25 protein-coding genes are annotated in these 26,031 nt (G+C 70.0%); 7 read left to right on the top strand and 18 right to left on the bottom strand.

What is annotated here, in order from left to right:
• Positions 1-23: 23 nt before the first annotated feature.
• From U1T56_RS09885 to ggt, 3 genes are all read left to right on the top strand, one after another.
• Complete coding sequence (locus tag U1T56_RS09885) at positions 24-725, top strand: ABC transporter permease (RefSeq protein WP_418159298.1); 702 nt, start codon at positions 24-26, stop codon at positions 723-725.
• The gene (locus tag U1T56_RS09880) at positions 715-1,407 is read left to right on the top strand and encodes an ABC transporter permease (RefSeq protein WP_418159297.1); all 693 of its coding nucleotides are present in this window, start codon (positions 715-717) and stop codon (positions 1,405-1,407) included. Before U1T56_RS09885 ends, U1T56_RS09880 begins: the two co-directional genes overlap by 11 nt.
• 114 nt (positions 1,408-1,521) lie before the next feature.
• The gene (gene ggt, locus U1T56_RS09875; protein WP_418159296.1) at positions 1,522-3,282 is read left to right on the top strand and encodes a gamma-glutamyltransferase; all 1,761 of its coding nucleotides are present in this window, start codon (positions 1,522-1,524) and stop codon (positions 3,280-3,282) included.
• 44 nt (positions 3,283-3,326) lie between these two features.
• Here ggt and U1T56_RS09870 read toward each other — a convergent pair whose 3' ends face one another.
• From U1T56_RS09870 to U1T56_RS09835, 8 genes are read right to left on the bottom strand one after another with little or no spacing between them, the layout of a single operon-like run.
• Positions 3,327-5,144 carry an ABC transporter substrate-binding protein gene (locus U1T56_RS09870; protein ID WP_418159295.1) on the bottom strand — a complete coding sequence of 606 codons (1,818 nt, stop codon included), beginning with the start codon at positions 5,142-5,144 and terminating at the stop codon, positions 3,327-3,329.
• Between the two features lie 27 nt (positions 5,145-5,171).
• A complete protein-coding gene (locus U1T56_RS09865) occupies positions 5,172-7,034 on the bottom strand; it encodes an ABC transporter ATP-binding protein (RefSeq protein ID WP_418159294.1) in 1,863 nt (620 codons plus the stop codon).
• Complete coding sequence (locus U1T56_RS09860) at positions 7,028-7,777, bottom strand: polysaccharide deacetylase family protein (protein WP_418159293.1); 750 nt, start codon at positions 7,775-7,777, stop codon at positions 7,028-7,030. Before U1T56_RS09860 ends, U1T56_RS09865 begins: the two co-directional genes overlap by 7 nt.
• Positions 7,761-8,927, bottom strand: coding sequence for a glycosyltransferase family protein (locus U1T56_RS09855; protein WP_418159292.1), 1,167 nt, complete (start codon positions 8,925-8,927; stop codon positions 7,761-7,763). Before U1T56_RS09855 ends, U1T56_RS09860 begins: the two co-directional genes overlap by 17 nt.
• Positions 8,924-9,514: a histidine phosphatase family protein gene (locus U1T56_RS09850; protein ID WP_418159291.1), complete on the bottom strand. Its 591-nt coding sequence runs from the start codon at positions 9,512-9,514 to the stop codon at positions 8,924-8,926. The genes U1T56_RS09855 and U1T56_RS09850 overlap by 4 nt, the downstream gene beginning before the upstream one ends.
• Positions 9,499-10,650, bottom strand: a complete 1,152-nt coding sequence (locus U1T56_RS09845; protein WP_418159290.1) for a glycosyltransferase family 4 protein — start codon at positions 10,648-10,650, stop codon at positions 9,499-9,501. Before U1T56_RS09845 ends, U1T56_RS09850 begins: the two co-directional genes overlap by 16 nt.
• On the bottom strand, positions 10,650-11,891 hold the full coding sequence (locus tag U1T56_RS09840) for a glycosyltransferase (RefSeq protein WP_418159289.1): 1,242 nt from the start codon (positions 11,889-11,891) through the stop codon (positions 10,650-10,652). The genes U1T56_RS09845 and U1T56_RS09840 overlap by 1 nt, the downstream gene beginning before the upstream one ends.
• A gap of 11 nt (positions 11,892-11,902) precedes the next feature.
• Positions 11,903-13,117, bottom strand: coding sequence for a glycosyltransferase family protein (locus U1T56_RS09835; RefSeq protein ID WP_418159288.1), 1,215 nt, complete (start codon positions 13,115-13,117; stop codon positions 11,903-11,905).
• 214 nt (positions 13,118-13,331) lie between these two features.
• Here U1T56_RS09835 and U1T56_RS09830 point away from each other — a divergent pair, with 214 nt between their 5' ends.
• The 4 genes from U1T56_RS09830 to U1T56_RS09815 all read left to right on the top strand — a co-directional run bounded on the left by U1T56_RS09830 (position 13,332) and on the right by U1T56_RS09815 (position 18,687).
• Positions 13,332-13,661 (top strand): hypothetical protein, encoded by a 330-nt coding sequence (locus tag U1T56_RS09830; RefSeq protein WP_418159287.1) that lies wholly within the window; start codon positions 13,332-13,334, stop codon positions 13,659-13,661.
• A gap of 167 nt (positions 13,662-13,828) precedes the next feature.
• A complete protein-coding gene (locus U1T56_RS09825) occupies positions 13,829-16,252 on the top strand; it encodes a glycosyl hydrolase family 28-related protein (RefSeq protein WP_418159286.1) in 2,424 nt (807 codons plus the stop codon).
• Between the two features lie 361 nt (positions 16,253-16,613).
• Positions 16,614-17,909: an O-acetylhomoserine aminocarboxypropyltransferase gene (locus tag U1T56_RS09820; RefSeq protein WP_418159285.1), complete on the top strand. Its 1,296-nt coding sequence runs from the start codon at positions 16,614-16,616 to the stop codon at positions 17,907-17,909.
• Positions 17,910-17,916: 7 nt separating this feature from the next.
• Complete coding sequence (locus tag U1T56_RS09815; protein WP_418159284.1) at positions 17,917-18,687, top strand: alpha/beta fold hydrolase; 771 nt, start codon at positions 17,917-17,919, stop codon at positions 18,685-18,687.
• Here the strand turns inward: U1T56_RS09815 and U1T56_RS09810 are convergent.
• The 10 genes from U1T56_RS09810 to U1T56_RS09765 all read right to left on the bottom strand — a co-directional run bounded on the left by U1T56_RS09810 (position 18,680) and on the right by U1T56_RS09765 (position 25,904).
• On the bottom strand, positions 18,680-19,168 hold the full coding sequence (locus U1T56_RS09810; protein ID WP_418159283.1) for a DoxX family protein: 489 nt from the start codon (positions 19,166-19,168) through the stop codon (positions 18,680-18,682). The genes U1T56_RS09815 and U1T56_RS09810 overlap by 8 nt on opposite strands.
• Before the next feature lie 23 nt (positions 19,169-19,191).
• Positions 19,192-19,947: an HvfC/BufC family peptide modification chaperone gene (locus U1T56_RS09805; RefSeq protein ID WP_418159282.1), complete on the bottom strand. Its 756-nt coding sequence runs from the start codon at positions 19,945-19,947 to the stop codon at positions 19,192-19,194.
• Positions 19,931-20,824 (bottom strand): MNIO family bufferin maturase, encoded by an 894-nt coding sequence (gene bufB, locus U1T56_RS09800; RefSeq protein WP_418159281.1) that lies wholly within the window; start codon positions 20,822-20,824, stop codon positions 19,931-19,933. The genes U1T56_RS09805 and bufB overlap by 17 nt, the downstream gene beginning before the upstream one ends.
• A gap of 22 nt (positions 20,825-20,846) precedes the next feature.
• A complete protein-coding gene (gene bufA1, locus U1T56_RS09795; protein ID WP_418159280.1) occupies positions 20,847-21,047 on the bottom strand; it encodes a BufA1 family periplasmic bufferin-type metallophore in 201 nt (66 codons plus the stop codon).
• Positions 21,048-21,223: 176 nt separating this feature from the next.
• Positions 21,224-21,898, bottom strand: coding sequence for an NrsF family protein (locus tag U1T56_RS09790; protein WP_418159279.1), 675 nt, complete (start codon positions 21,896-21,898; stop codon positions 21,224-21,226).
• Between the two features lie 11 nt (positions 21,899-21,909).
• Positions 21,910-22,488 (bottom strand): sigma-70 family RNA polymerase sigma factor, encoded by a 579-nt coding sequence (locus tag U1T56_RS09785; RefSeq protein ID WP_418159278.1) that lies wholly within the window; start codon positions 22,486-22,488, stop codon positions 21,910-21,912.
• A 136-nt stretch (positions 22,489-22,624) separates the two neighbouring features.
• Positions 22,625-23,278: an ABC transporter ATP-binding protein gene (locus U1T56_RS09780; RefSeq protein ID WP_418159277.1), complete on the bottom strand. Its 654-nt coding sequence runs from the start codon at positions 23,276-23,278 to the stop codon at positions 22,625-22,627.
• Between the two features lie 35 nt (positions 23,279-23,313).
• Positions 23,314-24,570 carry an ABC transporter permease gene (locus tag U1T56_RS09775; protein ID WP_418159276.1) on the bottom strand — a complete coding sequence of 419 codons (1,257 nt, stop codon included), beginning with the start codon at positions 24,568-24,570 and terminating at the stop codon, positions 23,314-23,316.
• Positions 24,571-24,575: 5 nt separating this feature from the next.
• Positions 24,576-25,628 carry an efflux RND transporter periplasmic adaptor subunit gene (locus tag U1T56_RS09770; protein ID WP_418159275.1) on the bottom strand — a complete coding sequence of 351 codons (1,053 nt, stop codon included), beginning with the start codon at positions 25,626-25,628 and terminating at the stop codon, positions 24,576-24,578.
• 153 nt (positions 25,629-25,781) lie between these two features.
• A complete protein-coding gene (locus U1T56_RS09765; RefSeq protein ID WP_418159274.1) occupies positions 25,782-25,904 on the bottom strand; it encodes a hypothetical protein in 123 nt (40 codons plus the stop codon).
• Between the last annotated feature and the right edge of the window lie 127 nt (positions 25,905-26,031).

The raw sequence follows: 26,031 nt of genomic DNA, 5'->3' as shown, positions 1-26,031 counted from the left end.
CTCGGCGCACGAGGAGCCACTTCTTGCTCGATCTGCAGGGCTACGGTTTCTCTCTCCTCGAAGGCACGGTGCTCACCGTCGAATCGGCGCTGGCCTCGCTCGTCCTGGCCGTGGTCCTCGGCATGCTGGGCGCTCTCGCCAAGCTCGCGCGCGCGCGGGTCCCGAGGGGCGTGGCCGAGCTCTACACGACCATCATCCGGGGCGTGCCGGACCTCGTCCTCATGCTGCTCGTCTTCTTCGGCGGGCAACTCCTCGTCAACCAGATCGCACCCATGCTCGGCTACGAGGACTATGTCGACGTGAGCCCGTTCACGGCCGGGGTCGGCACGATCGGGTTCATCTACGGCGCCTACATGACCGAGACCTTCCGCGGCGCCATCCTGGCGGTGCCCACGGGCCAGCTCGAGGCCGGCTACGCCTTCGGCATGAGCCCCGGCCAGGTCTTCCGGCGCATCCTCCTGCCGCAGACCATCCGGCACGCGATTCCGGGCTTCGGCAACAACTGGCTGGTGCTCCTCAAGACCACGGCCCTGCTCTCGGTCCTGGGCCTCGACGATCTTTTGCGCAAAGCGAGCCTCGCCGCTGGCGCCACGCGCGAGCCCTTCACCTTCTACGCCGCGGCAGCGCTGGTCTATCTCCTCCTGACCAGCATCTCGACCGTGCTCCTGGTCTGGGCGGAGCGCCGCTACAACATCGCCTACGCCAGGCCCGCCCATGCAGTTTGAGGTCATCTGGGAGAACATCGGCCAGTATGTCCACGGGCTCTGGACCACGGTCTGGCTCGTCGCGGCCTCCCTGGCTCTCGGCCTCGTCCTGGCGGTGCCGCTCGCGATCCTGCGCACGTCGAAGAACCCGCTGATCAACGGCCCGGTCTGGTTCTACACCTACTTCTTCCGCGGCACGCCGCTGCTCGTGCAGCTCTTCATGCTCTATTACGGCGCGCCGCAGTTTCCGATCCTGCGCGAGAGCTTTCTCTGGCCGCTCCTCACCCAGGCCTGGTTCTGCGCGCTCGTCGCCTTCACGCTGAACACGGCCGCCTACACCACCGAGATCATCCGGGGTGCGATCGTGACGACCCCGCACGGCGAGATCGAGGCCGCACGGGCCTGCGGCATGTCGCACGCGCTGATGATGCGCCGCATCGTGCTGCCCAGCGCGTTCCGCCGCGCACTCCCGGCCTACGGCAACGAGGTGATCTTCATGCTCCACGGCAGCGCCGTCGCGAGCGTGGTCACGATCGTCGACCTGACGGGCGCCGCCCGCAACATCAACTCCACCTACTACACGCCCTACGAGGCCTTCCTGACCGCAGGCCTGTTCTACATGGCACTCACCTTCCTGATCGTCTGGGTGTTCCGCCGCATCGAGCGCCGCCTGCTCGTCCATCTGCGCCGTCCGGCGGCATGATCCGGAAAGGGTGATGCGCTCGCCCGCCGTTCGGCTGCGACAAGCTCCACCGGGACCTCGGCTCGGGAGCGGCACGGCAGGGCGACAGGTTTGCGAGCAAGGAGGAGCTTCGGGATGAAGCGACGCGCAACGATGCCGAGGCTGATCGTTCTCGTGGCGTACGCCGTTCTCGCGGCATCTGCCGGCAGGCCGGCGCAGGCCCAGCCGGCCCCGGAAGGAGCGAGCGGCTGGGCCGAGAAGCCCGTCTCGATCGCGCAGTCGTTCATGGTCGTCGCCGCCAACCCGCTCGCCAGCGATGCGGGCGCTGCCGTCCTGGCGCGGGGCGGCAGCGCGATCGATGCCATGGTGGCGACACAGCTCGTGCTGAACCTCGTCGAGCCCCAGTCGTCCGGCATCGGTGGCGGCGCCTTCCTGCTCTACTGGGATGCGGCGAAGCAGCGGCTCACCACCTTCGACGGGCGCGAGACGGCACCGAAGGCCGCGCGCCCCGACCTCTTCCTGAAACCGGACGGCACGCCCATGAGCTTCCTCGAGGCCGTGGTCGGTGGCCGCTCGGTGGGGGTGCCCGGCACGCTCGCCCTGCTCGAGCTCGCCCACGATCTCCACGGCCGGCTGCCCTGGGCCGAACTGTTCCAGCCCGCGATCGATCTCGCCGAAAACGGCTTTACGATCTCGCCGCGGCTCGCCGGGGCGATCGCCGATACCGCCGCGCAGGGCCTCGACCGGTCCGAGGCGACCAGGGCCTACCTCCTGCAGCCGGACGGCCAGCCGCGCCGGGCGGGCACCGTGCTCAAGAACCCGGCGTTCGCCCAGAGCCTGCGCCTGATCGCGCGCGAGGGCGCAAAAGCGCTCTACCGGGGCGAGATCGGCGATGCGATCGTCGAGGCCGTGCAGAAGGCGCCGGTCAATCCCGGCCTTCTGACCAAGGAGGATCTGGCCTCCTACCGGGTGGTCCTGCGCGAGCCGGTATGCCGGCCCTACCGACGGGTCGAGGTGTGCGGGATGGGGCCGCCGAGCTCGGGCGGGGTGGCAGTCCTTCAGATCCTGGGCCTTCTCGAGCATTTCGACATGAGGAGCCTCGGCTCTGGCGTGGACGGGATGCACGTCCTGCTCGAGGCCTCGAAGCTGGCGTTCGCCGACCGCGATCTCTACCTCGCCGACGACGATTTCGTGCCCGTGCCGCTGCGCGGGCTGCTCGATCCGAGCTACCTCACGGTCCGCGCGCAGGCGATCCGCCTCGATGCGGCGATGCCGAAGGCGATACCCGGCAACCCACCCTGGCGCGAGATCGGGCCGCTTGCCCCCGACACGCGCGACGAGCGCCCCGGTACCAGCCAGATCGTGATCGTCGATCGCGCGGGCAACGCCGTGTCGATGACGACCACCATCGAATCCGGCTTCGGCAGCCGGCTGATGGCGGGCGGTTTCATGCTCAACAACGAGCTCACCGACTTCTCCTTCCAGCCCGAGCAGAACGGCCGGCCGGTCGCGAATCGGGTCGAGCCCGGCAAGCGGCCGCGCAGCTCGATGGCACCCACGATCGTGCTCGACGCGAGCCGCCGGCCCATGCTCCTGATCGGCTCGCCCGGCGGCAGCCAGATCATCGGCTACGTAGCGCAGGCACTGGTCGGCATCCTGGACTGGGGGATGAGCCCGCAGGCAGCGGTCGCCATGGGCCACGTCCTGAGCCGCAACGGCCCGGCCGAGCTCGAGGCCGGGACCCCGGCCGCCGCACTCGAGCCGGCGCTCGCAGCGCGCGGCCATCAGGTCCAGGTGAAGCCGCTCAACAGCGGCCTGCACGCGATCCTGATCGGGAACGGCCGGCTCGAGAGCGGCATCGACCCGCGTCGCGAAGGGGCGGCACGCGGGCAATGAGGAAGGGCCATCCTATCGGATGATCGGCATCGAGGCCGCGACCTTCATTTGTCGTAGAAGAACGTGTCGGGACGGTAGAGGCCGATCTGGCCCTGCGGCTCCCAGTTGAAGATCGCTTCCTCCGGCACGTTGCGTAAATTCGCCCGCACCGCGAGCGGCTGGCGCACGTTCTCGACGAGGCCGAACGTGAAGCATTCTTGCGTGTAGAGATCGAGCATCCGCTCCCAGACGGCTCTCTGCCCGGCAGGATCGGCGGTTCGCTCCCACTGCTGGTAGAGGTCCAGGAGCTCCTTGGCTTCGGGCAGGTCGGGCGGCTCGCCGGCCTCGCCCCTGGTCTCGTGATATTGGCCCCATTTCGGCCATTGCGGCTGGTCGGCCTGGCTCGTGGGCGCGAAGTCCTTGGGCGGCATCGCCACCGTCGGTGTGCCGTTGTCGATGCCGTAGAAGATCGACATCAAGGTCTCGCCCGCGAAGATCCGGTTGCGCAGGACCTCGCGCTCGGAGGGCTTCGTGTGGATCTTGAGGCCGATCTCCTGCCACTGGTCGCGCACGAGCTCGAGCACGTCGGCCTGCTCCGCGTCCTCGCCCGCGGTCTCGACGACGAGCTCCATGGGCCTGCCGTCGGGGAGCAGCCGCACACCCCCGCTGCCGCGCCTCTTGAGGCCCAGCTCGTCCAGGATCCGGTTGGCGGCGTCGGGATCGTAGGCCGTGCAGCGCTCGCCATACTCTTTCCTGTAGAGCGGGCTCTCCGCGAGGAGAGAGTTGTTGGAGGGCCGGGCGAGGCCGAAATAGAGGTACTGGCTCAAGGTCTCGCGGTCGATCCCGAGCGAGAGCGCCTCGCGGAAGCGGCGGTCGCGGAACAGCTTGCGCCAGACGGGGTCCTTGGCGTTGAGATTGGGGTAGAGGGCCAGATGCGCGCTGCGCCCTTCCGGCCAGAGCAGCGTCCTGAGGCTGCTGCGCTCCTCGCTCTCCTTGAGGAAGGTGTAGTCCTTGAAAGCCAGATGCCGGGCCTGAAGGTCGGTCTCGCCGGCACCGGTCTTGAGCGGGATCAGCTTGGGATCGGCCACGACGAGGATGAACCGGTCGAGGTAGGGAAGCTGCTGGCCCGTTTCGTCGACGCGGTGGAAGTAGGGATTGCGGACCGCCACGAAGCGCTCGGCCGGTGGGGCCGTGGTCGGCATCCAGGGCTGAAGGGTCGGCATGTCCGGGTTGTCGAAGTCGTCGAGCCGGTCCTTGCGCAAGTAGAGCTGCACCCAGTCGCGCGAGCGCGTCTCCTTGACGAGCTGGTCGAGCTTCGCGGGATCGGCGTATCTCTTGTGGAATTGCCTCAGATAATGTGCGGGCCGGTAGATCTCGAGCGACGTGGTCGCGGCGATCGCCGGCAGGAACAAGGGGTTGGGCTTGGACCAGCTATAGCGCACGGTGCGCTCGTCCAGGATCTCGACCTTGGGCTTCTCACCGTCCACCAGGAGCACGACCTCGGGGCCGGTGGGTGAAAGCTCCGGATTCTGCGCCACGTCTTCCCAATAGAAGCGGAAATCCTCGGCGGTGAACGGCTCGCCATCGGACCAGCGATGGCCCTTGCGCAGGTGGAAGGTGAAGATACGGCCATCCTGGACCTCGTAGGAGGCGAGAATGTCGGGGACGAGCTCGAGCTTGAGATCGTAGCCGACGAGCCGCGCATGGCCGTAGGCGAAGAACAGGCGGGTGTCGCGCGGGCGGCCGATCAGACTCCTGAGCTCGCCGCCCGGCCGGCCGATCTTCGGGATGTCGTTCAGCACCCGAGGCTCCTCGGGCGGGCCCGCCAGCGCCGCCGTGGCGAGGCAGAGGACGGCAAGCCCGGTCGCGAAGCTGAGGCGCATGGCGGCTCCCTCTCGCGTTCGATCGTCTCAGGTCTGCAATCGGACGAAGTGGCCGGGCTCGACCTCGTGCAGGCGGCCAGAGCCCTCGACGAGGGTGAAAGGCGCCGGCCACAGCGCCGGTTCCGACATCCGGCCGCTCGCGAGCGCCTTGAAGTCGAGCGGGTTGTCGAGATCGGGCTCGGGCACGGCCGCGAGCAGCGTCTTGGTATAGGGGTGTCGTGGCGAGGCGAACAGGCGCTCGGTCGGGGCGAGCTCGACCATGCGGCCCGCGCACATCACCGCGATGCGCTGCGCGATATATTTCACGACCGCGAGATTGTGGCTGATGAAGAGATAGGTGAGGCCGAGCTCGCGCTGGAGGTCCTTCAAGAGGTTCAGGATCTGCGCCTGCACCGAGACGTCGAGCGCCGAGACCGGCTCGTCGCAGATCAGGATCTCGGGCTCGAGCGCGAGCGCGCGCGCTATGCCGATCCTTTGCCGCTGACCGCCCGAGAAGCTGTGCGGGTAGCGGCGCATGTGGCGCACGTCGAGGCCCACGGCGTGGAGCAGCCGCTTCACCCGGTCGAGGCGCTCGGCCTCGCTCTTGACCCCGTGGATCTGCAAGGGCTCGGCCACGATGTCGGCCACGGTCATGCGCGGGTCGAGCGAGCCGAACGGGTCCTGGAAGATGTACTGGATGTGATGGCGGAAATCCTGCAGCTCCCGCTCGTCGAGGGCGAGCACGTCGATCGGACCTTCTCCCCCGCAGCAGAAGGTGATCCGCCCGCCATCGGGCTGGATCGCCCGCATGATCATCTTGCTGACGGTCGTCTTGCCCGAGCCGCTCTCGCCCACGATGGCGAGCGTCTCGCCGCGGCGGACGGAGAAGCTGACGTCGTCGACCGCGACCACCCGGCGGCCTTCGCCGCCGAGCCAGCCCGCGCGTCGCGTCAGGAACACCTTGCGCAGGCTTTCCACCTCGAGGATCGTGCTGTTGCCCTGGGGGCGGTCGCGCGCGGGCCCGTTCCGGCCGAGCCGCAGATTGTGGTCGACCTTGACCTCGCGCAGGGCCACGAGCCGCTGGTCGGCGCGGGTGTGGAGCCGTGGCACGGCATCCAGCAGCGCCTTGAGGTAGGGATGCTGCGGCCGCGTCAGCAGCTCCGCGGTAGGGCCGCGCTCCATCACCCGGCCGCGGTAGAGCACCACGATCTCGTCGGCGATGTTGGCGACCACGCCGAGATCGTGGCTGATGAACAGGATCGACATGCCGAACTCGGCCTGGAGATCCTTCATGAGCTTGAGGATCTGGGCCTGGATGGTGACGTCGAGCGCGGTCGTGGGCTCGTCGGCGATCAGGACCGCCGGCCGGCAGATCAGCGCCATGGCGATCATGGCGCGCTGGCGCAGGCCGCCCGAGAGCTCGAAGGGATAGTGGCGCGCCGCCTCCTTCGCGTTCGGAAACCCGACCCGGTGCAACATCTCGACGGTGCGCTCGCGGGCTTCCGCCTCGTCCACGTCGTGATGGAGCATCAGCGCTTCGCGGATCTGGTTGCCGATCGTATGGAGCGGCGAGAGCGAGCTCATCGGCTCCTGGAAGATGATCGAGATCCGTCCGCCGCGAATCGCGCGCCGGGTCGGGTGCTCCTGTGGCAGGGCCGCGAGATCGAGCAGCATCCCCGGCGTTTCGGGGTCGTCGAAGAAGATCGAGCCGCCGGTGATCCGAGCATTGGCCGGCAGGATGCCCAGGACCGCCTGCGAGATCACGGTCTTGCCGGAGCCGCTCTCGCCCACGACCGCCACGGTCCGATGGGCCGGTACGTCGAACGACACGCCGGCCACGGCCTGGATCTTCCCTCCATCGGCCTTGAATTCGACGCGGAGGTCACGGATCGCGAGCAGCGGCTCTACCATCGAGCCTCCCCGAGCAGCGTGCCCATGCCGAGCAGCCGCGCTTTGGGGTGATCTTGCACGAGTGTCAGGAGCCGGTCGAGGGTGGCGAGCGCCGCATCGCCCATCACGAGGTGATGGCTCAGGATGCCGATGGGCTCCCCGTCATAGGCGCGGACCCGCTCGGCGAGGGCCGACAGCGCCTCCTCCGGGCTCAGGGCGCGGCCGCCCTCGCGCCAGGCTACGAGATCGAGATGGGTGTTGACCTGCCGGAGCCCCATGACGGGCTCGGCCGCGCGTCGCCGGCCGAAGGTCGAGAGCGCCTTGAAGCCCAGGGCCGGCAGGCCGGGGACGAGATCCGGGTCGATCCGGTTCCAGGGCGGTACCAGCACCGGCCGGAACCGTGCGCCGAAAGCGGCCGCGAGCCGTTCCCGGCCCCGGACGAGATCTCGGGCGAGCGCGGCATGGTCGGCGCTTCCGCCGAGCTCGATCTTCTTGCCCGGCGGCACGGCGTGATCGGCGTGCGCGATGCCGTGCTGCAGGACCGTGGCGAGCGGGCATCCCAGGATGCGCGCCGCGCAGGCCTCCTCCAGCCATTCCGGCACCACCGCCAATGCCACCGGTGCTCGCCGCCGTTCGGCGAGGGCGAGAAGGCTCGCTAGCCTCGGATGGTCGCGCCCGGCATCGTCGTCCCGCCACCACAGCACCACCGGTGCCGGGGACGCGCCGAGCGCGGCCACGAGCGCCGCCTCAGGCGGCACCGACACCGTGGCGCTCCTCGACGAGGGCGGCGAGAATCGCGGCCGAGCGCGCAGCGCCGTCGAACGACCAGTATCCGATCGCGGGCCGCGGTCGCGCAGCGGCCCGGTCAATCGCGGCCGCGAGCGCTCGCGGCTCGATCCGATCCTCCTCGACCAGCTCGGCGAGGCCGAGTTCCTCCAGCCGCCGCGCGCGCCGCGTTTGCTCGTCCTCGTTGCCGGAAGCGAACGGCACCAGCACCATCCGTGCTCCTGCGGTGAGACCTTCCACGACCGTGTTGTAGCCGGCCTGTGAGACCGAAACCCTGCAGCACCCCATGAGGCTGCCGAGATCGTCGCGCCAGCGCACTATCGTGCAGCCGGGATCGGCTTCGGCCCGCAACGCCGCGAAATCCACTTCGGGCAGGTTCTGCCCGGCCGCAAGCAGCCAGAGCCCGTCGCGCAGGCGCGTGAGCGAGCGTGCCGCGAGGGCCGTGCGCAAGAGCCGTTCGCCCACGGCACCACCACCGGCGCTGACCAGCACGGCCGGCGCTTCCAGCACCTCCGCCTGTGGGAGGATCGGCCGGACGAAGCCGGTATGGACCACACGCTCGCCGAGGCTCGCCGCCAGCGGGAACGAGGCCGCGAACGGGAGCAGACGCTCGTCGCCATGGACCAGTACCCGGTCGTAATGGGCGAGCGTCAGTTCGGCCATCCAGCGATAGCGGGCGGGATCGGGCTTGCTCACGAGCACGTCGCGCACGCTCGCCGCCACGATGGGACACGGGCGCTGCTCTCGCGCGGCCTCGAGCAGTGGCAGAAGCTCGTCACGGAAGGCGCGCCGGCCGAAAGGGAACATCTCCGTGACCACGGCCTGCGGGCGGATGGTGCGGAAAAGATCGAGCAGCCGTTCCCGCCGTGCCGCTCGGAGCGCTGGCGAGACCGGAGCGCCGGTCTCGTCGATCAGGCTCCCGAAGTCGGTTCGTTTCGCCGTCACGGCCGGTAGCTGCACGAGCTCGACCCCGGCCGGCACCGGCCAGGGACCCGTCGGGCCGCCATTGACCAGTACGACCGCGGCCCCGCGCGTCGCGAGCGCCTCGGCCAGGAGAAGGGCACGGCGCAAATGGCCCGTGCCCAGGAGGCTCTGCACCCAGAGCAGGCAGCGCCAGAAGGTGGTCACGCCGTTTCCTCCCGCAGCGGATGGACTCCGAGCAGCCGCAAGGAGCCCGACGGGCCCAGCTCGTAGAGGAGCGCCTTCTCGGGCTCGAAGCGGACCGGAGGCTTTCCCAGCATGTCCCAGCCGAGGGCCAGGATCAGGGAGGCGCGGAGAATCCCTTTGTGCGCGACGAGCAGATGGTCGCGGCCGGTCGCCGCCAGATCGCGCAGGCAGGCGGCGAGTCGCTCGGCCACGAGCCGCGGGCTCTCCCCGCCCGGCGGCCGGAAATCCACGCCCAGCACCTCGAGGCGGCGCATGGCCTCGCCATGCTCGGCGCGAAGCTCGTCCAGCGTACGGCCCTCGAAGGCGCCCCAGCGCATCTCGGCGAGCCGCGGGTCGACGCCCGCATCGGTGAAGCCCAGGATCGCCGCGGTCTCGCGGGCGCGCGCGAGAGGGCTCGTGACGCAGGCAGCTTCCATGAAGCCGTACGGCAGCCGCCAGGCAGCGGCCTGCGCCCGCCCGGCCGCGCTCAAGGGAACGTCGATCCGGCCCTGGATGCGGCCTTCCTCGTTCCAGCGGGTGGCCGCGTGGCGGATCAGGCAGACACGCATCGGCTCGCTTCCAGAAGCGGCCGCAGCCGCGCGCGCGCTGCGGCGACGTCGTGCCGGGCCGTGACGTGCGCGCGGGCGGCGAGGCCCATGACGCGCCGTCGTTCGGGGTCGTCCAGGAGCGTGCGGACCGCATCGGCGAAGGCCAACGGATCGCGCGGCCGCACGAGAATGCCGGTGCTGCCGTCCACCACGATGTCGGACACGCCACCCTCCGCACCCGCCACCACCGGCAGGCCCGCTGCCTGCGCCTCGAGCAGCGCCATGCCATAGGCCTCGTTGCAGGCGGGCCAGACGCAAAGGTCGCACGCGGCGAGAAGCCCGGCCAGCGCCTCGGGCGGTACGGCGCCCGTGAAGTGCACCCGCCCGGCGCCGAGCGGGGCGAGCAGGCCCTCGACGGTGCCGCGCGCCTCGCCGTCGCCGACGACGACGAGCTGCCAGTCGCGATCCGCGAGCGCTGCCAGCGCTCGCGCCAGAAGCCGGTAGGAGAGCAGCTTCGCGTCCGCGCGCATCATCGCGACCGCGACGAGCCAGGGCCACTCCATATCGAGCCCCGAGGCTGCGGCGAGCCGGGCGCGGGCCGAACCGCGCGCGAGCGCTGCCGCGGCGAAGGGGGCCGTGTCGAGGAAAGGCGGAAAAAGGTGGAGCCGGCCGGGCCCGCTCACGACAGAGGCGAGCCCGGCCCGGTCCTGATCCGTCATGGCGAGCACGAGATCGGCGCGGGCGATGGCCGCCCGGCTCGCCGCGAAGCCGATGGCCCAGGGGCCCGCCGCCTGCTTCGGCGCCACCGAGGCCTCGGCCACGACGTAGGGGATTCTCAAGGCCGTGCTCACGACGGGACCCAGCCAGTCCGGGGCCTTGTGGTAGAGGTGGTAGGTGAACCACAAGCCCGGCAGCATCTCGGGCGGCCGCCCGCGATAGCGCCGCACGAGACGCCGGGCCAGTTCCCGGCCGATCCGGGCGAGCCGCTCCTGCCGCCGCTCGTCGCCCGTACGGTCGTAGCTCCGAAAGCGGGAAGCGAGCTCGACCTCGTGGCCGAGGCTCACGAGAAGATCCATGAAGGCGCGGGCCATGCGCCGGTCGCCCGAGGGCACCGGATGGTCGGGCGGCTTCAGTGGGGCGTGGAACGCGATGTGCATCAGGCGGCCTCGCGTTGCTCCGTAGCGAGCCCGAAGCGCCGGGCAAGCCGTGCCATGCCGGCTGCGAACGAGAACCACTCGAGGATACGCCGCCGTCCCTCGCGGCCCATGGCGAGCCGCCGCTCGGGGTCCCGGATCAGCTGGGCGATGGCTGCCGCCAGCGCATCGGGGTCCTCCGGCGGCACCAGGAGCCCCGTGCTCTCCGGAACCACCGCCTCCGGGATCCCGGCCACGGCGCTCGCCACCACCGGCAGCTCCTGCGACATCGCCTCCATGACGACGTTGGGCAGGCCGTCGCGGTCGCCGTCGGCGGCGATGCGCGCGGCGAGGCAGAAGAGATCGGCCCGGCGCAGCGCCGTGAGCACCTCGTCCTGGGTGGCGGCACCCCGGAACGTCACCCGATCCTCGATGCCGAGCCGTCGCGCCTGCTGGATCAGCACGTCCTTGAGCGGACCGCTGCCGATGTGCTCGAAGCGCCAGTGCAGGTCCTCGGGCAGGCGGGCGAGGGCTGCCAGCAGCACGTCCAGCCCCTTCTTCTCCACGGCTCGCGCCACGCAGAGGATCAGGACCGGCCGGTCCAGGCCGCTGCCGTCGGGGCCGGGCCCGCGCGCCGGGGCAGGAAAGCGCTCCACGTCGAGCCCGTGATAGACGAGCTCGATGTCGGCCGAGGGGACCAGCGCCTGCAGATGCCGGGCGTTCATCCGGCTGCAGGTCACGAGCCACCGGCAGGCCCGGATCTTCGCGCGCTTCTCGCGCTCCGGGATGGTCCAGACGTCCTTGGCGTGGGCCGAGACGCTGAACGGCAGGTCGCGCAGGATGGCGGTGTAGAGGGCGACCGAGCAAGGCGTGTGCAGGTAGTGCACGTGCAGCCAGTCGATCCCGGCCGGCAGCTCGCTCGCGAGCACGAGCGCCTGGCCGAGGCGACGGCCGCGGTTCGCGGTCGGGTCGTGGCGAAGGTCGCGGAGCCACACGGCGAGAACCCGCCAGAAGCGAGGGTTCGAAAGCTGCCGCAGGAGACCGCGCAGCACACGCCAGGGCTCCTGGTAGAGATATTCCGGCAGGTAGCGCACGGGTGCCTGGATCTGCCGATGGAGATCGTGCACGGCCTTGTCGGTCGGGTGACGCAAGGAGACGATCTCGAAGGCGAGCCCCATCCGCTCCAGCGCCAGGAGCTCCTGGGCGATGAAGGTCTCCGAGAGCCGCGGATAGCCCTTGACCAGGATAGCGGGACGGTGCGGCAAGGCTGTGATCGTTACGCGTAGCGGCTGCGGCGCAGCTCGTGCACCTGGGCGCGGGGAGCGAGCCAGGGCTCGATCAGGTCCGCGATCCTGTCGAGGCCCTGGAGCATGGTGGCACGCTCTTCCTCGCCCGGAACGGCGAGATCAGGCAGCGCCTCGAGGCATGCCGCCATGCGGGCGGGCGACCGCGTGCCGTCGTTCGGCAGCATCCGCACGAGTCCCAGCGCCTGCGCCCGCTCGGCCCGCAAGTACTGCTCGAGCCTGGGCGTGGTGCGCGGCACGAGCAGCGCCGGCTTGCCGAAGGACAGGATCTCGCAGAACGTGTTGTAGCCACCCATGGCGACCACACCGCTTGCCCGCTCGAAGAGCGACTCGACCCGCGCCTCGAAGGTGATCGCCACGAGCCGCGGGTCGCGGGCCACCCGCTCCTGGAAGGCGAGTCGCTGCTCCACCGGCATGAACGGCCCGAACAGAATGACGGCGCGCCAGGGGATGGCGGGATCGCTCTCGTAGGCGCCGATCACCCAGTCGATCAGCTCGGCCCCGTCGCCGCCGCCGCCCGGCGTGACCAGGATGAAGGGCTCCTCCGGCACGCGGTGCTCGAGCATGGGGCCGCCGTGGTCGGGCGCGGTCCGTCGCAGGTAGCCCGTGAACCGGACCTTGTCCGCGAACGCTGCCATGCCCGGAATCTCGGCAAGGGGATCGAAGATCTGCGGCAGGCCGTAGACCCAGATCTCGTCATAGAGCTCGGCCAGGGCCGGGAACACGGTCTTTCGCTGCCACTCGTCGACGAGGCTCGCAGGCTCGTCCATGACGTCGCGCAGGCCCAGGATACAGCGCGTGCCGCGGGCCTTCAGGAGCTCTAGCGTCGAACGCACTTCGCCGCGCAGGCCCAGCGGCTCCTTGTCGACGAGGAACACGTCGGGCGCGAACATCTCGGCCGTGTGATGGATGATCGAGCGGCGGATCTCGAGCATCTCGTCGATGCCGAGGCGCAGCTTCAAGGAAGTGTACCCGCCGTCCTTGAGCTTGATGACGCCCGGCACGCGGACGAAATCGACCCGCGAGCGGAAGTCGAAGCTGCCGATGATCGGTGAGCCCGAGAGGATCAGCACCGAAAGGTGCTTGAACCGGTCGACCAGATGGTGCGCGATCGTCCGGCAGCGGCGCAGATGCCCGAGCCCGAAGCTGTCGTGGCTGTAGATCAGCAGGCGGCTGCCGTGGTCCATCCTTGCCCGAGCCCCATGATCTCCGCCCTGGACTATGGCAGAGCGCTCCGAGCCCGCGAAGCGCTAATCGCCGGGTGAGAGCGCAAGCCAGCCGGGCGCTGCCGGCAGTCCACAGATTCTATAAGACCGGCTTCCATATTATAGGAAAATATACTATATATCGGGCTGAAGACGGCTTAAGCCGGAAAATGATCGTAAACTGCAGGAGCGATCCATGGCCGTGCTGTTCCCCCTCGACGATGACGGGCACCCGATCCCGGTCCTAGGCTTCGACTACCGCGGCACGCAGAAGCTCGCGGTGGGTGTTGCGGCCTCCGTGCGCAACGCGACTCCGATTCCCTCCGATGTGCAGATCGTGAGTCTGATCGCCACCGGCCTGTGCCGGTTCGAGGTCGGCGATCATACCGTCATCGCCGACCCCGCGACGAGTCCAGTCCTGTTCCCCGGCCAGTACGTCGACCTGCCGCTGCGCCGTGGCGAGCGCTACGTCGCCTTCATCGCCGAGGGCGAGCCCTGCGACGCCTACATCGTGGGCCGGGTGTGACATGCCCTTGCGCCTGCGCGTCACCGGCGAGGGGCTGAGGCTCACCGGCCCTTCGCGGAATCCCCGGTCCGTGCCGTTTCTGCCGCAAGGGCAGCCGGTGCTCGTGACCGAGAACAGCGAACCGCTCGTCACCGAGAGAGGCGAGCGTCTGGCGGCGGAACCCTCCCATGGCCAATAAGCAGATCCACGAGCTGACCGCAGCGGCCGAGCTGAACCCCGAGGACCAGCTCGTCGTCTCGATCGCGAGCGGCAATCTCACCCGGCGGGCCAGCATCGCGAGCCTGCCCTTCCGGCAGGCGCTCACGGGCGCCACCGTACGCCTGCTCGCCGGCAAGCTCGGCGAGCTCGTCTCGGTCAAGGACTTCGGCGCCAAGGGCGACGGCAGCGCCGACGACAGCGCGGCCTTCCAGGCCGCCCTGGACCAGCACCAGGCGGTTTTCGTCCCGCCCGGCACCTACCGCCTCGACAGCGAGGTGCAGGCCAAGCCGCGCCGCACGCTGCTCGGCGCCGGCCGCGATGCCACCATCATCGACGCGCGCGGGCCGCGCGCCTTCACCTTCAACCGGAACACCGGCCCGTACAAGGTCGACACGACCGCGGCCGAGGACTGGAACCGCTCGGCGCTCGGCGGCATGACCATCAAGATGGCGCAAGGCGGGGTCAGGGTCATCGGTCACGAGTTCCGCGCCCGCGAGCTCGCCTTCTTCGGCGGCTCGGCCCCCTCGGGCATCGCCGACCCGGACGGCTGGTGCCTCGACCTCGTCGATGCCAACGAGTGCGCGCTCAGGGAGATCCAGGCCGGCTACGGCGGCGGCGCCTCGCACACGCTGGCCGCCAACGGCATCCGCTTCCGCTCGACCCAGACCGGCGTCAACTACGGCGACAGCAGCGTCAGCGAGGTGTCGCTCAAGCTGGGTGCGGCCGGCACCTGCGGCGTGCTACTCGAAGGCAATCACCCGGGCCTGATCAACAACGTGCTGCTCGCGCGCATCCAGGTCAACGCGCCGCAGGGCGGCACCGGCCTCACCCCGCTCGCCGGCACCGTGGGCATCTGGCTCAAGACGGTGCGCCGCTGCCAGCTCGACACGGTCGACGTCGAGGTCACCGAGACCGGCTTCAAGGAGGAGGGTACGGGTGTCAACGGTAACCCCGGCACCAACGCTGACATCGTCTACCTGAACTGCCAGGCGCAGAACTGCTCGACCCCTTACGACGACAACAACGATGACGGCGAGGGCCGGGCGATCCGCCGCACCATGCTCGGCACGACCGAGCTGTTCCCGCTCAAGACCGGCGTGGGCTCGACCGATGATACCGTCCAGGCCGGCCGCGGCGCCGCGCTGCTGCCCAACGATCTCTGGCTGTGCGAGCCGAACAAGGGCCTGCCGGCCGTGCAGCTCCGCGCCTATGCCAAGGGTATCCTCTACATCGCCCAGGACTACCAGGAAGCGGCAGGCGCCATCCGCGACGGCAACCCGAAGAACCAGAAGCCGCGGCGCGGCCTGATCATCGACGCCAGCGCCAACGATACCACCGTGATCCAGGCCCCGCGCGGGCTCACGACCAGCACGGTGCGCCGGCTGGAGATCGGCAACGGCCCCGCCCATCCCGACGGCCGGCTGCACCGGATCGAGCTCAGGGACCCGCTCTATCTCACGCCCCGCTCGGATGCCCCGGCCAACGCCACCCTGCCGGGCATGGTCTGCTGGTTCGACGGCAACGCCGGCCTGCCGGTCAACACGCGCTGGCGCGGCCCCGGCCTCTACGTGCTGACGAGCTGGCAGGGCGGCTTCGAGTGGATGCCGATGGGCGGCGTGCTCGGCCTCGAGCCCGACCGCGAGGAGAACCTGAGCTTCACCCTCTCGCAGCTCCACGTCGGCCGGCTGGTGCGGGTGAACAGCGGCTCCGATCGCACGGTGAGCATCCCCGAGGGGATCGTCTCGGCGGGCTTTCCCTTGGCGCGCTTGTGGATCATGCGCCAGGGCACCGGCCGGGTGCTGTTCCAGGAGACGGGCTCGCCCGCCCCGGCCTGGACCTCGACCGCGGGTGCGGGCGTCTTGAAGGAGATCCCGCGCCAGTACCAGATCGTCGAGCTGTGGCTGCGCTGGGACCCCACCGCCAATGCCGGGGCCGGCGGCACGCAGATCTTCGCCACCCACGACATCATGCCCGACGGCGAGTTCCAGTCCGCCAGCCGGCTCAAGTGGTCGACCGCCTCGCCACCGAGCGATCTGGACACGACCGACCCGAACTTCGTCCCGCCGTCCGCCACCAACTACTACACGCTCGGCTCGGCCGACGCGGGCAAGCTGTTCCGCATCTCCCGCTCCCCTGCCAAGGCCAAGACGTTCATCGGCATCACGAACGGCTTCGTCCCGTCCGTGCTGGCCGGTGAGGGTGCCTGGATCAAGTTCGTCAACGTGGCGGGGCCGGGGGCGCGGATCATCCCGATCTCGCCCATGACGCTGGTGGCGCCGGACGGCTCCGGCAACGCCTATTACGACCTGATCACCGTCGGCAAGGTCGTCACCGTCCACGTGAGCGGCCCGTCCGCCTCCAGCGGCGCCAACGTGATCTACATCGAGGAGTGAGCCGTGGCGATCGCGAAAAGGCGAGCGGCTTGATCTAGGTCAATGAAAAGGGGGGCGGACCGGGGCAATGTCGTCCGCGCATTGACGCCATGTCCCGGTCCGGTGCCACCGCCACCATCCACCGGGCCCGGGAAGGCTCGATGGCCCAATGCGCCCTGGTTCGGTCGGGGGAACGCAGCTGACCAGGGTGCTCGAATGCGCGGAGAGGGAGCCTGCCATCCCTCTCCGCGATCTTTCTTTCCGCCCACCGCCATCATTGCTGGTGCTGCCCGAGAATAAGCTGGACGGGCACGTTCCGCTACGGTGTATTCGCCGCACGTCCGGTCGGCCCCATCCCACCTCGGCGCGAGAGGGCGGCCCCATGGACCCGAAGTTCCTCGATCCCATGACGCTGGCGCTGCATGCCGGCCAGGTGCCCGATCCCGTAACGGGCGCGCGCGCCGTCCCGATCCACCAGACCACGTCCTACGTCTTTCGCGACACCGAGCACGCGGCCGGCCTGTTCAATCTCGAGCGTGCCGGCCATCTCTACAGCCGGATCTCGAATCCGACCGTGGCCGTGTTGGAAGAGCGGGTGGCAGCGCTCGAAGGCGGGGTCGCCGCGGTCGCCACCGCCAGCGGGCAGGCAGCGCTGCATCTCGCCATCGCCACGCTCATGGGAGCCGGCAGCCACATCGTCGCCGCCCGCAACCTCTATGGCGGCAGCGTCAACCTCCTGCGCCTCACCCTGCCGCGCTTCGGCATCGAGACCACGTTCGTCGATCCCCGCGAGCCTGCTTCCTTCGCTGCCGCCATCCGCCCCGAGACCCGGCTGGTCTATGCCGAGACCCTGGGCAACCCCGGCCTCGAGGTCCTGAATCTGCCGGCCGTGGCCGAGGTCGCGCACGCGCACGGCCTGCCGCTCGTGGTCGACAATACCTTCCTGACGCCACACCTCTGCCGCCCGCTCGATCACGGCGCGGACATCGTGATCCACTCCGCCACCAAATGGCTCGGCGGCCACGGAGTCGCGATCGGTGGTGTCGTGGTCGACGGCGGCCGGTTCGACTGGCAGGCCGTTCCCGGCCGCTTTCCCACCATGACCGAGCCCTATCCCGGCTATGCCGGCCTCGCCTTCGCCGAGAGCTTCGGGCCTTGCGCCTTCGCTGCGCGGGCGCGTGCGGAGGGCTTGCGCGACTTCGGTGCCTGCATGAGCCCGCAGAACGCGTTCTACCTCCTCCTCGGCATCGAGACGCTGCCGCTCCGCATGGAGCGCCACGTCGCCAACACGGCGGCCGTGCTCGACTTCCTGAGCGGCCATCCCGCCGTGGCCTACGTCGTCCACCCGAGCCGCCACGATCATCCCGACCACGCGCTCGCCCGGCGGCTCCTGCCCAAGGGGGCAGGCTCGATCGTGAGCTTCGGGGTCAAGGGCGGCCGGGCGGCGGGGGCGCGCTTCATCGAGGCCTGCCGCCTCGCCTCGCATCTCGCCAATGTCGGCGACGCCAAGACCCTCGTCATCCACCCGGCCTCGACCACCCATCTCCAGCTCGGCGAGGAGCAGCTCGCGGCCGTGGGCCTCAAAGACGACATGATCCGCCTCTCGGTCGGGCTCGAGGCCCCGTCCGACATCGTGGCCGACCTCGACCGGGCGCTCCGTGCGTCGCAGAAGGCCTGAGCCGGCCATGACCGAAAGCTGCTACGTCTCGAGCTACGGCCGCCCCCGCCCGAAGGGTGCTCCCGGCATCCTCTTCGTCCATGGTGCGGGCATGGACCACACGGTCTGGGCGCTGCAGGGCCGCCACTTCGCCTTCCACGGCTGGAACGCGCTGGCGGTCGACCTTCCCGGCCACGGCCGCTCGCGTGCCCTGCCGCCGCTCGCCTCGATCGAGGCCATGGCCGATGCGCTGGCCGATCTCGCCGGTCCCGAGGGCGCCGTCCTCGTCGGCCACTCGATGGGCGGGCTCGCCGCGCTCGCCGCGGCCGCGCGCCGTCCCGAGCGCGTCAGGGCCTTGTGCCTCGTGGGGTGCGCCGCCCGGATGCCGGTCCATCCCGAGCTCCTCGCGCTCGCCGCCGCGGGCGATCCGAAGACGGTCGAGCTCATGTGCGACTGGGCGTTCGGCCCGCGCGGCCAGATCGGCGGCAGCCCCAGTCCCGGGCAGTGGCTCCAGGGTGCGGCGAGGAGCCTGCTCCACAACGGCGACCCCGCCGTTCTCGCCGGCGATCTCGCCGCCTGCGACGCCTACACTTCCGGTCCCGAGCACGCCGCTGCCGTGCGCTGCCCCGCGCTCGTCGTCATCGGCGCTCTCGACCGCATGACCCCGCCCAAGGCCGGTCGGGAGCTGGCAGGCCTGATACCGGGTGCGCGCACCGCCGTGATCGAGGGGACCGGCCATATGATGATGCTGGAGACACCGGACGCGACCCTCGAGGCCTTGCGCGGCCTTCTCAGGTGAGCGGCCAGCCTCGTGCCGCGAGCAGCCGGTCGAGCGAGAGGGTGCCCGCACCCTTGCAGGCGACGAGTGCCAGGAGGAACATCCAGTAAAAGTGCTCGGTCGCCCAGAAGCTCGGATCGCTGGTACCGACCACGAACTGGATCACGAGCGCCATGGCCAGCATCGGCAGGGCCGCGAGCCGTGCAGCGAGGCCCAGGGCCAGGAGCGTCGAGCAGCCGAGCTCGATCGCGGTCGCAAGATAAGCCGCGAGCCAGGGTGGCAGTAACGGCACGGGGTGGACGTCCGTGAACAGGAAGGTCGCGGCGTCGAGGTCCGCGAGCTTGAGGAGTCCGGATCTGAAGAAGATCTCGGCCATCCAGATGCGGATGGTGAGGAAGAGCACGGGTGCTGCCCAAGCCTCCCCGAAGCGCACGTAGGCCCGCGCCAGGCTCGCGAGCGCGCCGGTGGGACCGGGGACGGTCGAAAGGGTCGTGGTCGCCATCTGTCTTGCCTACGACGCTATGCTCATTGGCAGGCGACAAAGCTGCCGCCGGTGAGGTGCACGGTCAGCGCTGCCTCGAGGTCGAACGCCGCATCCACCGCGATGGCTTCGGCTGCCGCCTCGGCCAGCGTGCCGCCGGCGAGGAGCGCTTCCAGGAGAGCCGCATCGGCGGCCGCGATCGGCCGGGTGGTCACCGTCATCGCCGGCCGCAGCACCAGGACCTGCTCTGGCCCGAGGTTCGGCGCCGGTTCCGGTACCTCGTCGAGCGCGGCCCGCCAGCGGCTGTAGACCGGCCCGGCCGAGTGGATCAGGCGCAGGCTCGGGTGGGGCAGGAAGCGGAGCGCCGGATAGCGCTCGACCGGGATCGCCTGCAGCGCCGCCGGGGCGAGCGGCGCCGCATCCGGAGCGTGGCAGGCCTCCTCGCGCGCCCACTCGAGCGCCGCCACGTCGGCGACCTCCGCCGCTTCCGGCCGCTGCTCGCGCAGGAATGCCGGAAAACCCGCGCCATAGGCGACGAGCTGCGGCCGGTCGGGGGGATGGGCAAGGACGAAGCGCTCGGCGAGCTCGGCGAAGGCGCGAGCCCCCAAGAGCCGGCGGGTGGCGGGAAAGGTACCCTCGAGCACGCGCCGCAGCGAGGCCAGGACGTTGTGACGGTAGATGGCGAGCCGCCGCTCGGGCGCAATGCCTGCCGCCACGATCCCGCCCGTGACCGTTCCTGTGTGCGCAGGATCGAGTAGGGCGCGCGCGAAGGCGGCCTGGAGCTCATGCAGCGGGGACAAGGGGCTGCTCCCGTGCCGCTCGGTCGAGCCGTGCTTGCGCACGGGCGCGCTCGTCCAGGAGCACTTCCAGCGGCGGGATGGCGTTGTCCCACTCGATCAGCGTCGGCCGCGGCCCGAGCCGCGCCAGCGCCGCCTCGAACAGGCGCCAGACCGGTTCCTCGACCCGGCTGCCGTGGTCGTCGATCAGGACCGTGACCCCGTCGATCTCGCAGGCCGCGTGGCCCGCGAGATGGAGCTCGCCCACGGCTTCGGCCGGGATCGCGTTCAGATATTCGATCACGTCGAAGCCGTGATTGTGCGCGCTGACGTGGATGTTGTTCACATCCAACAGGATGCCGCAGCCGGCGCGCCGGCTGAGCTCGGCCACGAAGGCGCATTCCGGCATGGTACTGTCGAGGAAGCGAAGGTACGAGGAGGGATTCTCGACCAGGAGCGGCCGGCCGAGCGCTTCCTGCGCCACCTCGATGTTGCGGGCGACGAGGCGGAGCGCCTCCTCGGTGTAGGGGATCGGGAACAGGTCGTTGAGATAGTGGCCGTGCTCCACGCTCCAGGCGATGTGCTCGGAGAGGAGAGCCGGCTGGAAGCGGTCGACGAGCCACTTGATGCGGGCGAGATGCTCCGGATCGGGCGGCTCGGCCGAGCCCAAGGACAGGCCGACCCCGTGGAACGAGAGCGCGTAGCGCTCGCGGATCAGCTCGAGCTGGCGCAGCCGTGGCCCGCCCTCGACCATGTAGTTCTCGGTGTGCACCTCGACCCAGGCGAGGCTTTCGGGCGGCTCCTCGATCAGCCGCACGAGATGGGGATGGCGGAGCCCGATCCCGGCCCGGTCCATGAGCCGGGGCGGCGGATCGCTCGTGGCGGGTTGCGGATCGATCATGACCGGGCTCCTCCCTCGCGGCTCAGGCCTTCTTCGGATTCCTGCCCTGGAACGGCTGGAGCTGGCCGCCCTCGGCCGTACAAGCGGCGGCGTCTGTCGTCGCCTTCCACTCGCTACCATCGTAGCTGGTCTTGCTTTGGCCGGCGCAAGAATGCCCTGCTGCTTGGTTGGCGCAGTCGTTCTGGCCGGCGGCGGCGATGCCGTAGCACTTCACGCCCAACATGGCATGCGCTGGAGCGGCGGCAGCGGCCGCAGCTACCGCACCGGCGAGAGCACCTGCCACTGATAGGAGTGCAGTCTTGTTCATTGGATTATGTCCCCACTTCGGGGCTCCCGGCATCGGGAGCCATCACGCCCGAAGATTCGAGGATGCCGCGGCGGAGGTTACGGTCGCCACGGTCACGAACCCGTGCGCTGGCTCCGGACCGGGCCGATCCAGCCGAACAGGCGCTCGCCTGCAGCCCAGGCGGCCAGCATCAGGAGCGCCACCGGACCCAGATGCCAGACCAGCACCATGAGCGCGGTGTCGAGATCGTGGAACAGGGTGAGCCCGGCCGAGGCCAGGGCCGAGACCGCGAGCGCCGCCAGAAGGGCAGTGGTGTGCGGCCGGACGGCACCGGCATGGCGCACCATGACGAGGAGGAGGAGGCCCAGCGGCAGGCTGATCGCGAGAATAGCCTTCAGGCAGGAGAAGCTGTGGCCCAGCACGAGCCCGTCCGGACCCAGCCGCAGCCAGTCGTCGAAGCAGCCCCAGCCGAGGCTCGCGAGCCACAAGCCGAGGCCGGGAACGGGTAGGAGCGCCCAGCGCGCCGGTCGACCTGGCACGCTGACCTCGAAGGTGGCGACGGTGGCCGAGATGCCCGTGAGCAGCATGGCAGCGAGGCTCAGCATCGCGTGCGGCCGGGCGAGCTTTTCCGCGAGATCGGGGCGCAGGCCGTGCGCCGCCACCACTAGCGCCACGACGGCGAAAGCCAGCGCCAGCCATGCCGCTGCCCGCATGCCGGGCGAGCGCAGCCGCCGGACGGGGCGGCAGTCCTCGACCAGAAAATCGATCACGGCAGCAGTATCTCGCATGGCGTTGGTCCTCATACGCGGAGCATCGCACGGCGCAACGTGGCGAGAGCCCGGTGCAATGCCACCTTGAGCGAGCCGGCCGAGCGCCCGCTCGCTCTTGCGGCATCGTCGAGCGACAGCTCTCGAAAACGCAGCAGCAGCAAGGCTTCCTTCTGCCGCATCGGCAAGGTCGCTACGGCGTCGCGCACGGCACGGACCGCGAGCGCCCTGTCGTCCTGCGTCGCGGCCTCGGCCGGAGCGAGAGCGGCCTCGTCGGCCAGCGGCTTCTCGCGCGCCAGCCGGCGGGCGGAGCGCCGCAGGTGGTCGACCAGGCGGCGCTGCGCAATCGTGGCGAGCCAAGGCTTGAACGGGCGTGCCGGGTCGTAGGTGTGGCGGATCACGTGCAGGCTCAAGAGGATGTCCTGAACGGCATCCTCGACCTCGTTCGCGGCCAGCGCCCGCCGCGCCATGGCGTGGAGATAGGGTGTGACCTCGAGGAGAAGCTCGCGATAGGCCGCTTTGTCGCCGTCTTGGGCTCGGGCCATGAGCAGACCCCACCGTACGTCGTCGGTGGCCACATCCTCCCCGTCCCGACCTCGTCTCGCCAGCATCGGCCGCATCCCGCCGCCCCTCTCTGCCCGAGAAGGGCAGTCTATGCCCGAAAGAGCCGTACCGCCGATCGATTTATTGTCGGGCCGCGGCGTAACCTCGGATACGGTCGTGACGAATTTCTTCTTTCCAGCGTCTTCAACCGTCGCTCACGATCCGCCCGTCCACGAGCTGCACCCGGCGGCGGGTGCGCGCCGCGAGGTCGGGGTCGTGTGTCACCACGATCACCGTCCGGCCTTCCTCGGTGGTCAGCCGCTCGAAGATGTCGAACACGATCCGGGCGTTGGCCGTATCGAGATTGCCGGTCGGCTCGTCGGCGAGGAGGAGCGCCGGATCGTTGGCGAGTGCTCGGGCGATGGCCACGCGCTGGCGCATGCCGCCGGAGAGCTGCTCCGGGTATTTCCGTGCCGCTTCCGCGAGGTTGAGGCGCTCGAGCAGGGCCTGCGCACGCGCCCGCATCGCGGGAGCATCGAGCCGGCCGAGCTTGCGCATCGGGATCAGCACGTTGTCGAGCGTCGTGAACTCCGGCAGCAGGAAATGGAACTGGAACACGAAGCCCAGGCGCGCGAGCCGCAGCCGGTCGAGCTCGCTGCGGCCGAGCCTGCCCGTGTCGCGGCCGTCGACGAGAACCGTGCCGGAACTCGGCCGGTCGAGGAGCCCGAGAAGATAGAGCAGCGACGACTTGCCCGAGCCCGAAGGGCCGGTTACGGCCACGAACTCGCCCGCCGCGACGGCGAGGCTCGCATCCTGGATGATGGTGACGGGCGGCGGACCGGGCAGGGTGCGGCTCACCGCCCGTGCCTCCACCACCGGTGCTGTGGTCCCGCTCACGCCGCCCCGCGGATGATGTCGACCGGGTTGAGGCGGGCGGCGCGCCGGGCGGGGATCAGGGCCGCCATCACCGAGGCGAGGAGTGCGAAGGCGGCACCCGCCACGTAGGGCCAGGTCTCGCGCGCGAGGATGAAGCCGTTCCTGCCGCCGATCACGGGACCGCTGTTGGCGAAGCGGACCTGGGCCAGAAGCTCGATCAGCCCCTGGCCCACGAGTGCTCCGACGAGCCCGCCCAGAAGCCCCACGATCACGCCCTCGGCCAGGAAGATGGCCTGAATGTCGCGCTCGCCGAAGCCCAAGGACTTCAGGATCGCGATGTCCCTCGTCTTCTCGTACACCACGGTCGAGATGATGTTGTAGATCCCAAACGCCGCCACCAGCAGGATGGCGCCCACGACCGAGTACATGATCGAGTTCTGGATCACGAACAGCGAGAGCACGTTCCTGTTGGTCTCCTCCCAGCTCTCGGTCCGGTAGCGCATCCGGGCCTCGATCCGACGGGCGAGGGGTTCGGCCTGCGCCACGTCGTCGAGGCGGATCCGGATCTGGTTCACGACGTTGCTGCGGTTCTGCAGCACCTGCACGGTCTTGAGCAGCGCATAGGCCTGCCCGTTGTCGATCGAGCTGATCCCGGTCCGGATCAGGCCCACGATCTTCATCGACAGCGTGACCCCGCGCGGCGAGACCACGCTGATCGTATCACCCAGGGCACCGCCCAGCTTCTCCGCCACGCCGACACCCACGATCAGGGCGTTGGCGGTACTGCGCAGATCCTCGAGCCGGCCCGCTGCCAGATCGCGCTCGATGTTGGTGACGCGCCGCTCGCGCTCGGGCTCGATGCCGTAGAGCGAGACCGGCACGTCGCGCGTGCCGTAGCGCAGGATCACCTGGCCCTGGAGCGTGGGTGCCGCGGCCACGCCCGGCAGCGCCTCGAGCTCGGCGAGCTTCGCGCGCGCGTTCCGGATGCCGCGCGGCTCGTCCTTGGGCTTGACCCCGCTCACCGTGACGGCGGCTCGCGGAAAGGCCAGGAAAGCCGGCTGGGGGGAGGGGGTCCGGAATTCGTCCCTGATCACGATGTGAGGTGCCACGTCGATGATCTGGGTGATGAAATATTGCTGGAAGCCGCGCATCAGCGCGTTGATGCCGACGAAGAAGCCCACCCCCAGCGCCACGCCCAGGATCGAGACTACGGTCTGCCGCTTGCGCCGCCGGAGATGGCCGAGCGCTATGTCGAGGAACAGCGGCAACCGCATCGGTTCTACCTCTTGGCGACGGCGCTCTCGGGCGGTGCCGTGCCCCGGCCTCGCCCGTCCGTCCGGATCCGGATGCGCTTTCCGTCTTCGAGCCCCGTCGGCGGATCGACGATCACGGTCTCGCCGGGGGCGAGCTCGGCCTTGATCTCGGCCAGGTATGGACCCGTGACGCCGACCTCGACCGCCCGGCGCCGCGCATGCTCGCCCACGACCACGTAGACGGCGCCATCGCGAACGGCCGTGGTCGGTACCAGCACGGCATTCTCGGTCTCGCGCACGACGATGTTGGCCTCGATCGTCATGCCGATCATCAGCGGGGTGTCCGGCGGCAGCTCGATCCGCACCCGGTAGGTCTTCTGCACCGGATCGCCCTTGGGCGTGATCGTGGCGAGTCGGCCCTCGAACACCTGGCCCGGAAAAGCATCGGCCTCGAGCAGCGCCTTCTGGCCGGGCCGCACGCGCGGGACATCCTCCTCGTCGACATCGGCCGTGACCCGGAGCGGCTTCGGCTCGCCGATCCAGAACACGGGCTGGTTGGTGTCGACCATCTCGCCGGGCTCGCCGTCGCGGCGCAGCACCACGCCGTCGATCGGTGCCTTGATGTCGAAGTCGTCGAGCCGCCGCCGCGCCACCTCGGCCGCCGCTGCGAGCGCTCTGGCCTCGCTCTGCGCCCGGTCCACGTCGCTCTTCGGCGTGACGCCGCGCTCGATCAGCCGCGAAAGCCTCTGCGCTTCCTCGGCGGCGAAGCGGGCGCGCGCCTCGACCTCGGCCACCTGCATCGCCGCCACCGTATCGTCGAGATGGGCCAGGATCTGGCCCGCCACGACCCGGTCGCCGTCATCGACCAGAACCTCCCGGAGCCGCGCCTTCACGGCCGGTGCCACGGCAGCCCAGCGCACGGGCTCGACCGTGCCGGTGGCATAGACCGCCTCGACCGCCGGCCCGCGCACGGCCTCGGCCACCTCGACCGCGGGCGGTCGCGAGCGCCAGACATGCCAGCCACCCGCAGCCGCGGCCGCGAGCGCCAGAAGCAGCAGAAGATGCCAGAGCCGCCGCATCGATCCCCGTCCTGGCACCGGCTATAGCACGCCGGCCGGAAATGGCCCTGCGACCGTTACGAGCGACGGGGTGCGGCGGAGCAGGAGGCCCATGCCGCTCCGCAGGCTGCCCGCGCGGGCGCGCTGCGAAACGGCCGGTGGGGCCCTCGTCCCTCAGTTCGCGATGTCGCCCGGCCCGTCACCGCCGGTCTTGAGCGGCTCCATCGTCCCGTGGCCGCAAGCAGAGAGTGACGCCAACCCGATGGCGAGGACGAGCATCTGCAGGAACAGCTTCATGACCACCTTGTCTCCTGGCTTCAGCCCTGCCGGCTGATGACGACGGATCAACTTACCCGGGGTGCCAAGCTCCACAGCATGAAGTTTCCATGAATATGGGTAAAGTCTGCTTGATCGACGGGCAATT

The sequence above is a fragment of the Benzoatithermus flavus genome (genome assembly GCF_037908215.1).
Lineage (GTDB): Bacteria > Pseudomonadota > Alphaproteobacteria > Geminicoccales > Geminicoccaceae > Benzoatithermus > Benzoatithermus flavus.
This window is presented reverse-complemented; position numbering and strand designations above follow the sequence as displayed.